The 13434-nt window shown below is 43.4% G+C and carries 12 protein-coding genes; 2 read left to right on the top strand and 10 right to left on the bottom strand.

Annotated features, from left to right (window positions below; translation table 11 throughout):
• Window positions 1–3 precede the first annotated feature (3 nt).
• The 9 genes from B3J29_RS08145 to rimO form a co-directional block, all read right to left on the bottom strand.
• Window positions 4–495 (bottom strand): OmpH family outer membrane protein, encoded by a 492-nt coding sequence (locus B3J29_RS08145; protein ID WP_034581159.1) that lies wholly within the window; start codon window positions 493–495, stop codon window positions 4–6.
• Window positions 496–575: 80 nt separating this feature from the next.
• Window positions 576–3035 (bottom strand): outer membrane protein assembly factor BamA, encoded by a 2460-nt coding sequence (gene bamA, locus B3J29_RS08140; RefSeq protein ID WP_414632201.1) that lies wholly within the window; start codon window positions 3033–3035, stop codon window positions 576–578.
• Between the two features lie 83 nt (window positions 3036–3118).
• Window positions 3119–4474, bottom strand: coding sequence for an RIP metalloprotease RseP (rseP, locus tag B3J29_RS08135; protein WP_005235289.1), 1356 nt, complete (start codon window positions 4472–4474; stop codon window positions 3119–3121).
• Between the two features lie 3 nt (window positions 4475–4477).
• A complete protein-coding gene (gene ispC / locus B3J29_RS08130) occupies window positions 4478–5674 on the bottom strand; it encodes a 1-deoxy-D-xylulose-5-phosphate reductoisomerase (RefSeq protein ID WP_005235287.1) in 1197 nt (398 codons plus the stop codon).
• Window positions 5675–6499, bottom strand: coding sequence for a phosphatidate cytidylyltransferase (locus B3J29_RS08125; RefSeq protein WP_004786167.1), 825 nt, complete (start codon window positions 6497–6499; stop codon window positions 5675–5677).
• A gap of 5 nt (window positions 6500–6504) precedes the next feature.
• Window positions 6505–7257, bottom strand: coding sequence for a polyprenyl diphosphate synthase (uppS, locus tag B3J29_RS08120; protein WP_005235285.1), 753 nt, complete (start codon window positions 7255–7257; stop codon window positions 6505–6507).
• A gap of 7 nt (window positions 7258–7264) precedes the next feature.
• A complete protein-coding gene (gene frr, locus B3J29_RS08115) occupies window positions 7265–7819 on the bottom strand; it encodes a ribosome recycling factor (protein ID WP_005235283.1) in 555 nt (184 codons plus the stop codon).
• 79 nt (window positions 7820–7898) lie between these two features.
• Window positions 7899–8627, bottom strand: a complete 729-nt coding sequence (gene pyrH, locus B3J29_RS08110; RefSeq protein ID WP_004786170.1) for a UMP kinase — start codon at window positions 8625–8627, stop codon at window positions 7899–7901.
• Window positions 8628–8673: 46 nt separating this feature from the next.
• Window positions 8674–10017, bottom strand: a complete 1344-nt coding sequence (rimO, locus tag B3J29_RS08105) for a 30S ribosomal protein S12 methylthiotransferase RimO (RefSeq protein ID WP_004786172.1) — start codon at window positions 10015–10017, stop codon at window positions 8674–8676.
• Window positions 10018–10367: 350 nt separating this feature from the next.
• On the opposite strand from rimO, the gene glnL reads away from it, so the two are divergent.
• Window positions 10368–11477, top strand: coding sequence for a nitrogen regulation protein NR(II) (glnL, locus tag B3J29_RS08100; RefSeq protein ID WP_166136571.1), 1110 nt, complete (start codon window positions 10368–10370; stop codon window positions 11475–11477).
• Window positions 11464–12945 carry a nitrogen regulation protein NR(I) gene (gene glnG, locus B3J29_RS08095; protein WP_175967439.1) on the top strand — a complete coding sequence of 494 codons (1482 nt, stop codon included), beginning with the start codon at window positions 11464–11466 and terminating at the stop codon, window positions 12943–12945. Before glnL ends, glnG begins: the two co-directional genes overlap by 14 nt.
• Window positions 12946–13001: 56 nt before the next feature.
• Here glnG and B3J29_RS08090 read toward each other — a convergent pair whose 3' ends face one another.
• Complete coding sequence (locus tag B3J29_RS08090) at window positions 13002–13328, bottom strand: hypothetical protein (protein WP_175967437.1); 327 nt, start codon at window positions 13326–13328, stop codon at window positions 13002–13004.
• Between the last annotated feature and the right edge of the window lie 106 nt (window positions 13329–13434).

Raw genomic sequence — 13434 nt, 5'->3', positions numbered from 1 at the left:
CGATTATTTAATTGCATTAACCTTTTGAATCATTTTATCAGTTAAATCATACTTCGCGTCATAAGCAAGTACGGAATTTTTATTTAAAACCACATCTAGCTTGTTTTCTTGGCGCAATTGTTCAGCAGCACGCTTCAAATTCCCTTCAAAAGCCTTATTTACACTTTGCATGCGCGTTTGTACAGTTGCCTGTACCTGTTGCTGTACACCTGCCAGTTGAGTCGCTTTCCCTTCAAATTCTTTAGCTATTTTTTCACGTTCTGCCTGTGTTTTTGCAGTCTGGCCTTTTTGCTTGATTGCAGCAAGGTCTTTTTGAAACTGTGCAATCTGGGCAGTTTGCGGCTTGATTTCATTTTCCAGAGTGGCATTTTGCTGCTTTAAATAAGTACTGTTTTGTACTACTTTTTCCAGATCAACGATCCCATAATCATCCGCATGTGACAATGAAGTTAAACCCGCTAAAGCAATACCCATTGCCATCATCATTTTTTTCATGTTTTTACCCATTCAAAAAATTTTGCTCACAAAACCTGATGGTTTCATGAGCAAAATTTGTATTTAAGATCAAAGTCTTCTTAGAAAGTACGTCCAATTTCGAACTGAACATTTTGAGTTTCATCACCGTCTTTATCATTCAACGGGTATGCATAGCTCAGTGATAATGGACCAATCATGGTAATCCAGGTGAAACCAGCACCTACGCTATAACGCATATTGCCTGCATCGAAACCAAAGTTATCTTTACAGTACTGTTTACCACTCACCGAGCTGCCATTCACGAAAATATTATCATTAGATACATCACACTGAGTATCAAATACTTGAGCACCTTCAGCAAAGAGTACCGGACGAACCTGACGCGCCCAATCTCCCTTAAATGGAACAGGCAGAACCAACTCAGTACCAAACTGAACTAAAGCATTACCGCCCACTTCTTCTGGGGATGGATCAGTCCGGCCGATGTCAGAGAAATATACGCCTGGATATTTAGGACCTAAGGTACTGTTTTCATAACCACGTACTGAACCATAACCACCGGCATAGAAGTTCTTATAGAAAGGCAAGTCATTACCATAGCCCAACTTACCATATCCACGCAGAACAAAATCTTTGCCTAATGGGAAGAAAGCCTGAGCGTCATAAGTGAGCTTTTGATATTCCACATCGCTACCTGGCAAAGCAATTTCTGCATTGACACGATGTGACATACCTGTGGTCGGGAACATTGGACGGTTCAAAGTATTATAAGACCAACCCAGATTCAGGTTATAGGTCAAGAAATCACCCTTAAACTCTTGACCATATGAAATAGTATCAAGTGGAGCACCATTTGCATCTACACAGTTGCCTGTTGCAGATTCAACCTGACCTGGACAGAAGTCACCACGCTTGGTTTCTTTACCACCATTACGTTCCAAATAGTCAGCCACATATGTAGATACATATGGCCCTGTGGTCACTTCAGTCTGGTCTATATTCAGACCCAGGCTTATACTCTGGTTCTCATCAATTGGATAACCAAAGTTGATACCACCACCCAAGCTGTCTGTAACATAGTTGTTTACGTTATAGTCATCATCCAGCTTGGTTTTACGGTAGTACATATTATAGCCGCGACGTACACCATCAATCGTGAAGTACGGGTCCATTACACTCAAGTTATAATAATCTTGAGTTTCAGAACGTGACAGATCAATCGAAACGCTGTTCCCTGTACCCAGGAAGTTAGTCTGACTTAATCCAGCCTGGAACGTTACACCACCGCTTTGCGAGAAACCAACAGCTAGAGTACTTGTACCTGAATGCTGCTCTTCAACTGCCACATTCAAATCAATTTGATCTGGTGATCCTGGAATACGAACAGGTTTGATATCAACTGTTTTGAAGAAACCAGTACGTTCTAAACGTACTTTAGACAGATCAATCTTCTCATTGCTTGCCAGTGCACTTTCCATCTGGCGCATTTCACGACGCAATACCTCATCGGCAGTTTTAGAATTACCTGTGAAATTGATCCGACGTACAGTCACTTGTTGACCTGGATTAATATAGTAGTTCAGATCAACCTGTTTAGTTTCATTATTGATTTGAGGTACAACATTTACTTCAGCATAATAATAGCCAGCATTACCATATTTACGTAACAATAACTGTTTAACCGCATTCACTCGTTCCTGAGAGTAGGTGTCGCCTTCTTTATACAACTGCAAAGCTTGTAGCTCTTCAGGTTTATAAAGCGCATCACCCAGGAATTTGGTTTGTCCAAACTTAAACTGTTCGCCTTCATTGACTGAAACTTCAATAAAGACATTCTTTTTATCTTCACTCAGGTTCAGACTTGAATTGGTAATATTGAAGTTGATGTAACCACGGTTCAGATACATCGCACGTAAGGCTTCCAGGCTCGCAGCCATTTTTTCACGTGCATAACGGTCATTACGCGAGATGACCGAGCTCCAGCCACTTTCTTTAACAGCGAATGCCTGTTTGATATCTGATTCTTTAAAGACAGTATTGCCTATAATATTGATATCAAAAACTTTAGCGGCTTTACCTTCAACAAAATCGATCAGCACTTCAACACGGTTGTTTGGTCGCGGTGTCGTTGTTACCGTAATATCGGCATCATAACGACCTTGCTGCATATATTGCTGTTCCAGCTCGGTTTCGACTGTTTGCAGTGCAGATTTCTTCAGTACCTCACCTTCAGCCAGACCCATTTTTTTCAGGCCTTCTTCCAGCGCTTCCTTCGGAATCAGCTTATTGCCTTTCAGCTCGATTTTTGAAATTACCGGACGTTCTACCACCTGGAATACCAAGGTATTGCCCTGCTGAACGGCTTTAATGTCATCAAATAGTCCAGATGCATACAAGCTACGAATCGCATTGGCAATGATCGGATCATTCACCCGGTCACCACTGTTGATTGGCACCAAGCCGTACACATTTTCTGGAGTTAAACGTACCAATCCATCAAATTTTATATCTTGTACAATGAAGTCTTCTGCCGCATATACTTGTTGTGCTACTGCCATTGCACTAACGAGTGCCAAAGGCATAAATAAATGTGTGTGCTGCATGCCAGTCTTTTCCGCTGTTAATTATTCCATTTACGTTATTATAAACGCATAAAGTCATTAAATAATGCCAAAAGCATCATACTGCCGAGCAGTACCATACCAATTTTTAATCCAACCAATTGTATTTGTTCAGAAACAGGTTTACCACGAATTAATTCGATAAAATAATAAACCAGATGTCCGCCATCAAGCATTGGGATTGGCAATAAGTTTAATATCCCTAAACTTACACTCATTAGCGCCATAAAGGAAATAAAAGTTTTCCAACCCATTTCCGCGCTTTGTCCCGCCACTTTGGCAATGGTAATCGGGCCAGAAAGATTATCCAGACCAATCAGACCACGTACCATTTTGACGATCGAGTTCAAAATCATTGAAGACAGATGTGCTGTCTTGTCAAAGGCCATCACCATCGCCTCAACAGGCGTATAGTGAATCGTCTGTTTATATTCAGCAGGAATTGTCACCTTGCCCGGATCACTTTGAACTCCGAGCATACCGGTTACATTCCCCATATTGTCACGTTTGCCTTGCGGCATGACTTGAAGATGTACCACCTGGTTACCACGCAATACATCTATCTTAAGTAATTTTTCTGGTGATGCCTGTACAACCTGTACCACATCGAACCAGTCTTTCATCTGTACACCATCAATGGCCAGAATCTTATCGCCTTCTTTAAGACCCTGACGAATGGCTGCACCATCTTCACTCAGTTTGCTCACCACAGCCGGAATTTCCGGACGATATGGCAAGAAACCTAGTGTATCAAGAGGTGACTGACTTTGATCTTTAAGAAAGTCTTGAATTGGTAACTGGAATATCTTGTTTTCACCCGCACGGTCTGCCTGAATCGAGACCACACCAGTTTCACCCACACGATCCACCAAGGCATAACTCAGTTTTTCCCAAGTTTCGACTTGCGCACCATCTACAGCGACAATCTTGTCACCCGGCTGCATCTGTACTGCGGCTGCCGGTGTGTTTGGTAAGACCTTGCCTACGCGAGTATTAAGCTGTTCTTGTGCAGGTAAAAAAAGCACCCAAAACAGGACAACGGCTAAAAGCAGGTTAATGAGAGGACCCGCAGCAACGATGGCAATACGTTTCCAGGGATGCTGACGGTTAAAGGCTTTAGGCAAGTCTTCTTCTGCCACACTGCCTTCACGCTCGTCTAGCATTTTGACATAGCCACCCAAAGGCAAAGCTGAAAGCTGATATTGGATACCGGATTTTTTAGAAGTCCATTTTAGGAGGGTTGGCCCAAAACCAATGGAATAGACCAGTACTTTAACGCCCAGTTTACGTGCCACAATGTAGTGACCAAACTCGTGAATCGCAATTAAGGGACCGAGTAATAGGATTGCGGCTGCAATAATAAACAAGGCGTTCATGTCTTAACTTCCTTTATTCACAACATATTGCTGTGATAAACCTCGTGCTGTGTGATCTGCATGCAGAATAGTATCCAGATCATGTGCTGGTTGATTGTCCATCTGATTCAGGACAGTTTCAACCACCTGAGGAATTTGGGTAAATCTGATTTGCTGATTTAAAAATGCAGCAACTGCAATTTCATTGGCCGCATTCAAAATTGTAGGCGCAATTCCACCACTCTTCATGGCTTGACGTGCTAATTTCAGTGCCGGAAAACGCACCACATCCGGTTCCTGGAAATTCAGCTGTGAATGCTTAAACAAATCCAGAGCCGGGATATGGGTACTGATCCGTTGTGGCCATGCCAAAGCATGTGCAATTGGCGTGCCCATATCCGGGTTACCCATTTGTGCCAATGTCGACCCGTCCACATATTGCACCATGGAATGAATAATACTCTGTGGATGGACAACAACTGTAACAAATTGTTCTTGAACTGCAAACAAATGACACGCTTCGATAAGTTCCAGCCCTTTATTCATTAAAGTAGCTGAATCTACAGAAATCTTTTGCCCCATTGACCAGTTTGGATGTTTGCAGGCTTGAGCAGGCGTCACATCATGCAATTGCTCAAGAGAATGATTCAGGAATGGACCGCCAGAAGCAGTCAGTAAAATCTGATGAACACCGAGCTTAGGTTGACCATTACGTTCGGCATCAAAGTAGTTTTGAGGCAGGCACTGGAAAATCGCATTATGTTCAGAGTCGACTGGCAATAATAATGCACCATAATCTCGCGCAGCTTGCATCATGATGTCGCCGGACATGACCAAGGCTTCTTTATTGGCCAATAGGACACGCTTACCCGCTTTGACTGCAGCCAATGTAGGAAGCAGGCCCGCCGCCCCGACAATTGCTGCCATCACGATATCAACATCCGCATACTCTGCGACTGAAATTAAGCCTGCTTCGTCCTGAAGAATTTCGATATCTGATAAGCCCTGTACTTGTAGCAGCTGAGAAAGCTCATCAACTTTATTTGCAGGCACTACAGCCACTTTAGGACGGTACTGCTGACAGATTTCTGCCAGCTCAGTAATACGACTTTGCGCTGTCACAGCGAAAACCGAGTAAGCTTCAGGATGTTGCTGCAAAATTTTTAAAGTACTTTGACCAATTGAACCTGTAGCACCCAGTATACAAACAGCTTGTGACATTTATAAATCTACGCCAATAAGTTTTAAAACATATATGCCTGTTGCAAAGATAGGAGCTGCAGCAAGCAAAGAATCAATACGATCTAGTACACCACCATGACCCGGCAAAATACGGCCCGAATCCTTGATTCCAGCACGACGCTTGATCATGGATTCAAACAGGTCACCTAGCACTGAACTAAATACGGTAATAACAGAAAGAATCAGGAACAGACATAGCTCTGGCCAGGTCATATCCAGATAAAGTGAAGCGACGGCAACCACGATGAGCATGGAGGTAAGAATACCACCGTATAGACCTTCTACCGACTTGTTTGGGCTGACATTTGGTGCGAGTTTTTTCTTGCCGAATTTGCGTCCAACAAAGTAAGCGCCACTGTCTGCACCCCAAACCAGCAGGAACAGGTACATTAACCACCATGGGGAGTTTAACCAAACCGAGAAGATTGCCGTAACAGCAGCAGAAACCAGTACAATCCCGATGCCATGCAAGCTGACATTGTACCAGCCATCATAATCAGGATAGGTTTTAACCCAGTAGATACTCAGCAACCAGGTCAGAATAGATGCCGACCACAATAATAAGGCCACATCCCAATAGTATAAAGCCAGTGCAGATAGGGCTGCAGTCAGTAGACCATAGCCCCACGCCACTGGCTTGATAACATTTTTACATTTTCGCGGCATGAGTTTAAACCACTCATAGCCTGCCACCCCGGCAGCCACAACCATCAATGCGAACATTGGATATTGTGATTTGGTCGCAAACATACAGCTCAGTACGACTGCAACCAGCACCAATGCGGTTATAATCCGCTCAAACATGTGTATTAATTCTCAAGTCTTTCTTGAAGAATCTGCTCTGATGTTTTACCAAAACGACGTTCGCGCCCACCAAATACAGCAAGTGCATCATCGAATTCCTCTACGGTAAATTCTGGCCATAAGGTCTCAGTAAAATACAGCTCTGCATATGCTGCCTGCCAGAGCAGGAAATTGGACAGGCGGAAATCTCCACCGGTACGAATCAGCAGATCAACAGGCGGCAAGTCACTCAAACTGACATATTGACCGAACACATCAGTATCAATTGCTTCAAGATCTAATTTATTTATTAAAACATCCGCAGCAATCTGCTTCGCAGCTTGTGCCATGTCCCACATTCCACCATAGCTGATTGCAATGGTAAGCGTCATACTATCGAAATTAGCAGTCCTTTGTTCTGCTTGCAACATCAATGCTTGCAATTCAGGAGATAAACGCGACCGATCACCAATAAAACGTAAAGCAATATTAAATTTTTGCATACGTGGTAACTGTTCATGAATCGTGTCTTCCAACAACTTCATGAGCAAGTCGACCTCATATTGGGGACGGTTCCAGTTTTCGCTAGAGAATGCAAAGACCGTTAAAGCCTGGATATTTCTTTTTCTACAATGTTCAACAATCGGGTCTAGAACCGTTTTTCCTTCACGGTGTCCATCGCCTTTCTGCATCTGATTTTTTTTGGCAAAACGATTGTTGCCATCCATGATGATGGCAACATGTTTTGGAAGACGGGAATTTTCTTCAGAAGCGGTCATTGATGAATTAAACCTTCATCAATTCAGCTTCTTTCGCAGCCAAGCGCTTGTCAACTTCAGCAACAAATTTGTCTGTGATTTTCTGAATTTCGTCAGATGCACGACGTTCATCATCTTCAGAAATTTCTTTTTCTTTCAACAATGCTTTGATGTCACCCAATACATCACGACGGATGTTACGAATCGCGACTTTGGCATTTTCAGCTTCGTTTCGTGCAACTTTCTGCATGTCACGACGGGTTTCTTCAGTCAACGCTGCCATTGGTACACGGATCGCGTCAGCAGTAATCGGGTTCAAACCAAGATCAGACTCACGGATCGCCTTATCAATCGCAGCAACCATTGAACGTTCAAATGGTTGAACCAGCAATGTACGTGAATCTTCCACGCCTACGTTTGCAACCTGATTCAATGGCACATCAGAGCCGTAGTAAGGAACCATGACGCCGTTCAAAATTGATGGATGCGCACGTCCGGTACGAACTTTTGCGAAACCATGTTCTAACGAGTCAAGAGACTTGTTCATACGCTCTTCTGCGTCTTTTTTAAGATCGTTAATCATATGATCTTCCTTACTTAATTCTTAAAAGATGTATTTACTAAATTAGGAGGTAGTATAAAGGGCTTTGTAGCTCACGTCATTAATTGGTGACGTGAGTTCCTTCTTTTTCACCCATCACCACTGAAAGCAATGCGCCAGATTTGTTCATGTCAAATACTTGAAGTGGCACATTGTGGTCACGACATAAGCAGATCGCAGTTAAATCCATGACGCCCAACTTCTCGTCCAGCACCTGATCAAATGTCAAGGTATCGTATTTCACGGCATCTTCGTATTTGCTTGGATCTTTGTTGTAAACGCCATCAACCTTAGTAGCTTTCAGGATCAGGTCAGATTCAATCTCGATACCACGCAAACAAGCTGCTGTATCCGTAGTAAAGAACGGATTACCTGTACCCGCAACAAATACGCACACTTCACCTTGAGTCAGATGACGAATCGCATCACGGCTAGAATAAGATTCAACCACTGCACCAATCGGTAATGCAGACATCAAACGGGTTTTGATATTACGGCGTACCAAAGCATCACGTAATGCCAGACCGTTCATGACAGTCGCCAACATACCCATCTGGTCACCGGTTACACGACCAACAAGACCGTCTTTTTGCAACTGGCTACCACGGTACAGGTTACCGCCGCCCACCACGATACCGACTTGTACACCCAAACCCACGAGATGCGCAATAGAAAGTGACATCTGATCGAGCACTTGTGCATCGATACCCATGTCCTTGTTTCCTGCCAGTGCTTCACCAGATAGCTTTAGCAGGATGCGACCAAATCGTGGCTTTTTAGAATCCAACATCATCAAACTCCAAATTATTTAATCTAAATTCTTTTAATTCAAAATCTTAAGCAGACTTGATTGAGATCAGTTTGGCAAATAAATCATATTCATCTGCATCAGTGATTTCGACTTCAAGCAAATCCCCTGCCTTAATCACACTTTTGTCGATATCTTCAACAAAAACATTACCATCAATTTCAGGCGCATCCGCATATGAGCGCGCTACAGCAACCGGGAATTCTTCTTCCAGGTCATCGACTAGCACCGTCATTTTCTGGCCAATACGTTTTTGTAGCTTCGCTGCTGAAATTTCCTGCTGAACCTGCATGAAACGTTCATAACGCTCCTGCTTGATCTCTTCCGGCACATGGTCTGGAAGATCATTCGCCGTCGCACCTTCAACTGGTGAGTAAGTAAAACAGCCCACGCGATCCAGTTGTGCTTCTTTCAGCCAGTCCAGAAGCATCTGGAAATCTTCTTCAGTTTCGCCCGGGAAACCCACCACAAATGTAGAACGGATGACTAGGTCAGGACATTTCTCACGCCAAACTTTTAAACGCTCCAGTGTATTTTCACTGTGAGCAGGTCGTTTCATCAGCTTCAGGATTCTTGGGCTAGCATGCTGGAATGGAATATCCAGATAAGGCAGGATTTTGCCTTGAGCCATCAAATCAATCACGGCATCTACGTGTGGATATGGATAGACATAGTGCAGACGCACCCAGATGCCCAATTGACCCAATGCTTCACACATGTCATAGAATTTGGTTTTAACTGGCTGGCCGTTCCAGAAATCCAGTTTGTATTTGGTGTCGACGCCATAAGCAGAAGTATCTTGGGAGATCACGAGTACTTCTTTGACACCTGAACGTTTCAGTGCTGCAGCTTCTTCAAGCACAGAACCGACTGGACGAGATACCAGATCACCACGCATACTTGGAATGATGCAGAAGGTACAACGATGGTTACAGCCTTCCGAAATTTTCAGGTATGCATAATGTTTAGGGGTTAAACGGATACCCTGCTCAGGCACCAGATCAATAAATGGATTGTGTTTTGGCGGTTCAGGGACATATTCATGTACCGCATCCATCACTTCTTCATATGCTGCTGCACCCGTCACCTTCAGGACATTCGGGTGCATTTGGCGAATTTTATCTTCGTCTTTTCCTAGACAACCTGTTACGATGACACGACCATTCGCGCTCATCGCTTCACCGATGGCATCTAAAGACTCTTGTACTGCAGATTCAATAAAACCACAGGTATTTACTACTACTAAATCAGCACCGTCATAATCCGATGCGACATCATAACCTTCAGTCTTTAACTGAGTTAAAATTCGTTCAGAATCTACCAATGCCTTAGGACAGCCTAAAGATACAAAACCGACTTTGGGGGACTTCATGAATCTGCGCTCCACTAGAATGCGCGTATTGTATGTCTTTTCGCATCATAAAAATAGTTGAAATGGCCACTCTTTGCATCACGCACTAAAATAACGCCATAAAATATTCAATATAAAAGCTAATGCACCAAAATGAATCATTTTAGGTTTACAGCCTCAATTTAATCCGTTATACCTGAGTTTGATTGGGCATCCCCGTCAGATTTCGTGCATTTTTCAGCAAAATTTTAACAAGAGTTCTAAAGTTGGCGTGCATCTTGCTTAATTTGCCTCAAATCTGAACTTTGAAATTGTTATTTTGCTTTATGAAGATGCCATTGCGCCATTTTAATACAGGAAAACCACCGCTAATGGATCAGCCTCATTCCATCGATTATCGCCTTTTGGTGGACAACCTGACCACTGCCATTATGCTGGTTGATAGTCACCTGAATATTTATTACTTAAATACGGCCTGCGAGGCTATGTTTGATGTCAGCCTGTTACGCGCATCAGGCACGCCCGTGTTAAATATTCTGCAAGCGCCAACAGATGAATTCAATACTGAAGAATCTCTATATAACACGTTGCATACTGGCCAACCTTACACTCGCCGTGAGGCGACGATCATCGTCAACTTTAAAGACATTCATGTGGACTATACGGTTTCCCTGCTCAATGCGGGCAAGCCAAATCATCCTTTATTGCTGATCGAGCTGAATCAGCGTGACCGTATGCTGAAAATCTCACGTGAAGAAAACTATATTCAACAGCACCAGGTCGCGCGTCAGTTGATTCGTGGCGTGGCACATGAGATCAAGAATCCACTCGGTGGCATCCGCGGTGCAACACAGCTTCTGGCACGTAGCCTTGAAGATCCAAAATATAAAGAGTTCACTGACATTATTATTAGTGAAGTGGATCGCCTGAGAAATCTGGCAGATAGCATGCTCGGTTCACGCCAGTTACCAAGCTATGAAATGGTCAATGTGCATGAACCCTTAGAACGCGTCCGCTCACTGATTGTAAATCAGACTAAAAAGAAAATTAAAATCACCCGGGACTATGACCTGTCCCTGCCGGAAGTTTTGGCAGACCGCGATCAGCTCATTCAGGTTATGCTAAATATCTGTGTCAATGCCGTTCAGGCGATGACAGAAAATAAAGACTTCTTTATCGAGCATCAACCGGAACTTATTTTAAGAACCCGGATTCAGCGTCTTTATACCATTAGTGGTGTAATTCACCGATCTGTGGTTCGAATTGACATTGAAGATAATGGTCCGGGTGTTCCAGACGATATTATCGAAGCCGTGTTCTACCCGCTTGTGACCAGCCGTGCCAAAGGAACCGGACTAGGTCTTAGCATTGCTCAAAATATTATGCATCAACATAACGGAATGATTGAATGCCAGTCAGTTCCAGGAAAAACCGTATTTAGCTTATTTTTACCTTGGGAGTCAGATCATGTCGCGAAATAAAATATGGGTGATTGATGACGATCGTGCCATGCGTTGGGTACTAGAAAAAACATTCAAAGAAGAAGGTTTCGACGTCACCAGTTTTGAAGAAGCCCAGTCAGCACTTGATCAATTGGGTGTCGATGCACCTGATGTGATCCTGACCGATATCCGTATGCCGGGTATTGATGGTTTGACCTTTTTAGGCAAGGTCAAGAATACCAATCCTGATCTGCCGGTTATTATTATGACGGCGCATTCAGATCTGGAATCAGCGGTATCCAGTTATCAAACGGGTGCTTTTGAATACCTGCCAAAACCATTTGATATTGATGAAGCGTTGGCACTGGTCAATCGTGCGATTTTACATATCACCAAATTACAGCAGCAAGAATCTGCCAAATCTGCACCAACGATTCAGTCAACTGAGATCATTGGTGAATCGCCAGCAATGCAGGAAGTCTTCCGTGCCATTGGTCGTTTGTCTCAGTCCCATATTACCGTGCTGATTAATGGTGAATCCGGCACAGGTAAAGAACTGGTCGCGCATGCGCTACACCGCCATTCACCTCGTAGCAATAAACCGTTTATTGCGCTGAACATGGCCGCGATTCCGAAAGACCTGATTGAGACTGAATTGTTTGGTCATGAAAAAGGCGCTTTTACCGGTGCCAATACTCAACGTCAAGGCCGTTTTGAACAGGCCAACGGCGGTACGCTGTTCCTGGATGAAATTGGCGACATGCCTTTTGAAACACAAACGCGTTTGTTACGTGTCCTAGCTGATGGTGAATTCTATCGCGTTGGTGGTCACATTCCAGTTAAAGTTGATGTACGTATTGTGGCAGCAACGCATCAGGATCTGGAAAAGCTGGTACATGATGGTCGCTTCCGTGAAGACTTATATCACCGTCTAAACGTGATTCGTATTCATATTCCTAAACTGGCGCATCGCTCTGAAGATATTCCGATGCTGGCACAGCACTTCCTGGCGCGTGCAGGTAAAGAACTGGGTGTAAATCCTAAAATCTTGCGTCCTGAAACTCAGGAATATATGCAAAAGCTGCCTTGGCAAGGGAACGTGCGTCAGCTTGAAAATACCTGTCGCTGGCTAACTGTGATGATCACAGGCCGTGAAGTTTATCCAGAAGATCTACCACCTGAATTAAAGCAAATTCCAATTCAGCAGCAGGATCCGGGCACTCCAATTCCCAACCTGAATCAAATTGCACCGCATCACTGGGATGAATTATTAGGTCAATGGGCGATCCAGAAACTGAAAAACGGCGAAATGAAGCTATTAGATGTGGCCACACCAATGTTTGAACGCACTCTGATCAATGCTGCCCTACAACAAACCCGTGGTCGTAAGCGTCATGCAGCCGAACTATTAGGTTGGGGACGTAATACACTCACTCGTAAGCTGAAAGAACTCGGTATGGACAGTGCGGATGACGATGAAGTAGAAGAAGTCGAAGGCCAGGCCTGAAATTAAAAAAGCACCCAAGGGTGCTTTTTTATTGCTTATATATAGTAATGAGATTCTTACACTGTTAAACCGATATAACGCGAATAACCTGCTGCACCCAAATCAGATTTTAAAATCAGATAATTCGGATAAGTACTTGTGGTGATTTCTTCGAACATGTTGACGATGTCATCATTGGCATGCAGCTCATCCACTGTCTTTCGCATAGTTTGCTCAAATTCATCGGTAATGTATTCAAAGCCGATATCCATGGCAATAAATAAGGTATGTTCGCACGGTTGCACGTATTGTTCTTTCTGCCAGTCAATAATGTCTTGATGACAATGTGGGCAGGCAATGTTATCGGTGGCTTGAATATCGAGTTCTACAAGTTGGTAAGGCATCTTAAAATATTCATCAACATAATATGATTATTTTATCCATATTTCTTATTATATATCCTAAAAGCATACTATTTTTTTAATTTTCTTGATATAAACCCCTTAACAT

The sequence above is a fragment of the Acinetobacter sp. UBA5984 genome, assembly GCF_002429925.1.
In the GTDB taxonomy this organism is placed as follows: Bacteria; Pseudomonadota; Gammaproteobacteria; order Pseudomonadales; family Moraxellaceae; genus Acinetobacter; species Acinetobacter variabilis.
Note: the sequence above shows the minus strand (reverse complement) of the source record. Positions and strands in the feature narration are given on the sequence as shown.